The 3,330-nt window shown below is 64.5% G+C and carries 1 protein-coding gene; it reads left to right on the top strand.

Features of this window, described 5'->3' with window-relative positions:
* A partial coding sequence (locus XalbCFBP2523_RS15515; RefSeq protein WP_146084129.1) for a non-ribosomal peptide synthetase occupies window positions 1-3,330 on the top strand: 3,330 nt, incomplete at both ends.

Consider the following 3,330-nt stretch of genomic DNA (forward strand, 5'->3'; position numbering starts at 1 on the left):
GACCATGCACCACATCGTTTCGGATGGCTGGTCGATGGCGTTGCTGGTGCAGGAACTGAGCGCGCTGTACGCCGCCTTCGTGCAAGGCCAACGCGACCCCTTGCCGCCGTTGCCGATCCAATATCCCGATTACGCCATGTGGCAACGCCGCTGGCTCGATGGACCACTGCTGCAACGTCAACTTGGCTTCTGGCGCGAGCACCTGCATGACGCGCCAGCACTGTTGGAACTGCCTACCGACCATCCGCGTCCAGCAGTGCAGGACTATCGTGGCGACCATGTCGACATCGCCCTCGATGCCGAACTCACCGACGCCCTGCGTGCCCTGAGCCAACGCCATGGCACCACCGTGTTCATGACCGTGCTGGCCGGCTGGGCCGTGCTGTTGTCACGACTGTCGGGTCAAGACCAGGTGGTGATCGGCGCACCCGTCGCCAATCGCACCCGCAGCGAACTCGAAGCGCTGATCGGGTTCTTCGTCAATGCCCAGGCACTGCGCATCGATCTGCGCGGCGCGCCCACCGTCGCCGACTTGCTGGCGCAGGTGCGCGTCACCGCACTGGCCGCGCAGGATCACCAGGACGTGCCATTCGAAAAGGTGATCGAAGCGCTCAACCCGGAACGGAGTTTGTCTGCGCAGCCGGTGTTCCAGGTCGTGCTCACCTGGCAGAACGTCCCCGAGGCCGAGTTGGTCCTGCCCGACATTCGGTTGCAGCCCATCCCGGCACAGGCCGGCGATGCCAAGTTCGATTTGGAGTTCTCGCTGCACGAGCAGCAGGACCATATCGTCGGCAGCCTGGGGTATGCCAAGGCATTGTTCGAGCGCAGCACCATTGAACGCCATCTGGCCCAGTTCGTGACCCTGTTGCACGGCATGGTCGCCGACGCGCATGTCCGTGTCGCGCAACTGCCGCTGTTGCCCGCCGCCGAACGCGCGCAATTGCAGCGCTTCACCGTCACCGAGACCGCACCGCTCACGCCAGCTACTTGCATCCACCACCTGTTCGAAGCTCAAGTGCAGCGCACGCCCGATGCCATCGCGGTCAGCGAAGGACAACGCACTCTGCGCTATGCCGAACTGGATGCACGGGCCAACCGACTCGCCCAGCGTCTACGCCGCTCCGGTGTCGGCCTGGAGAGCCGAGTCGCTTTGTACCTGCCACGCAGCATCGAGCAAGTGGTCGCGGTGCTTGCCACGCTCAAGGCCGGCGCGGCGTATGTGCCGCTGGATCCGGAACTACCCAGCGAACGCCTGGCCTTCCTGCTGGAGGACAGCCGCCCGCGCGCAGTGCTGACCTGCACCGATCTGCAAGATCATCTCCCGGCCAGCCGCGCCATGCTGCGCGTCAGCGTGCTGACCCTGGACGACATTGCCGAGACACAACACGATGATCCGGGCGCGCCGGATATCCCCGGCCTGTGTCCGGACAATCTGGCCTATGTCATCTACACCTCCGGTTCCACCGGCCAACCCAAGGGCACCTTGCTCACGCATGCGGGTGCCGCGCATTACCTGCAATGGGCCATCGCGACCTATCGGCCAACTCCCAGCGCGGTGGTGTCCTCGTCGCTGTCCTTCGATGCCACGCTGACCAGCCTGCTCGCCCCGTTGCTGTGTGGTGCGCAGGTCGAACTGCTGCCCGACCACGACACCCTCGATGCCTTGCGTCAACGCCTGTGCGATCCGACTCCGCTAGGCTTGGTCAAGCTCACTCCGGCGCATCTGGAAGTGTTGGGTCAGCAATTAGCCGACCATCCAACACCGCTGAGCCCGGCGGTGATGGTGATCGGCGGCGAAGCGCTGCCGCCCGCTACGCTGGCCCGTTGGCAGACCCTCGCGCCCCATACCCGGCTGATCAACGAATACGGCCCGACCGAGACCGTGGTCGGTTGTGCGGTCCACACGACCACCGCTGACGATGCACATGCGTCCAACGGACGCGTGCCGATTGGTCAACCGATTGCGCATCTGCGTCTGTACGTGCTCGATGCACACGGGCAACACGCGCCGATCGGCGTGGCCGGTCACCTGCATATCGCCGGGCCGCAACTGGCGCGCGGGTATCTCGGTCGTGCCGATCTGACCGCCGAACGTTTCGTGCCCGACCCGTTCGCCGAACAGCCCTGCCAACGCATGTACCGCAGTGGCGATATCGCCTGCTGGCGTGCGGACGGCACGCTCGATTATCTCGGCCGCAACGATGACCAGGTCAAACTACGCGGGTTCCGCATCGAGCTGGGCGAAATCGCCGCCGCGCTACGCGCCTGCGCGGGCGTGCAGGATGCCGTCGTGTTGCTGCGCGAGGACCACCCGGGTGAACCGCGATTGGTGGCCTATCTGGTCGGCGATGTCGATGGTATTGCACTCAGCCCGGAGGCCATGCGTACCCAGCTCGACGTGCGCCTGCCCGACTACATGTTGCCCACCGCTTACGTGCAACTGGAAGCGCTACCGTTGACCGCCAACGGCAAGCTGGATCGCAAGGCGTTACCAGCACCGGATGCAGCGGCCTATGCGGCGCGTGCATATGAAGCACCGCAGGGTGCCATCGAACAGACCATTGCCGCGATCTGGGGCGACCTGCTCGGTCTGGAGACGATCGGTCGGCACGACAACTTCTTTGCGCTTGGCGGCCACTCGTTGCTGGCGGTGACACTAACCGAGCGCATGCGCCAACAAGGTCTGCGGGCCGACTTGCGCACCTTGTTCGCCACGCCGACGCTTGCTGCATTGGCGGCTGCGAGCGATGCCGTATCGGTCAATGTTCCGCCCAACCAAATTGCGTCCGACAGCGCGGTGATCACGCCGGAGATGCTGCCGCTGGTGACACTCACGCAGGAACAGATCGACAGCATCGTCGCTATACTCCCGGGCGGCTCTGCCAATCTCCAGGACATCTATCCGCTGGCTCCCTTGCAGGAAGGCATTTTCTTCCATCACCTGCTGCAGCGCCAAGGCGATGCGTATCTGCAACCAAACCTGATCGCCTTCGACAGCCGTTCGCGTCTGGACGGATTTATCGATGCCTTGCAACGTGTGATCGATCGTCACGACATCCTGCGCACAGCAGTGGCGTGGGAAGGACTGGCCGCCCCCGTGCAAGTGGTGTGGCGCCGCGCCGCGCTGGTGATCGAGCACCTCTGCCTGGATGAGGCCGATGGCGAGGTGGCCGCACAGTTGCAGTCGCGCTTCGACCCACGGCACTGGCGCCTGGACGTGCGTCAGGCGCCGCTGATGCGTGGCGTGGCGGCACAGGATCCGGCCAATGGCCGTTGGTTGTTGCAGTTGCTCTGCCATCACCTTGCCCTGGATCACACCACACTGGAAAT

The sequence above is a fragment of the Xanthomonas albilineans genome (assembly GCF_002939705.1).
Classification (GTDB): domain Bacteria; phylum Pseudomonadota; class Gammaproteobacteria; order Xanthomonadales; family Xanthomonadaceae; genus Xanthomonas_A; species Xanthomonas_A albilineans.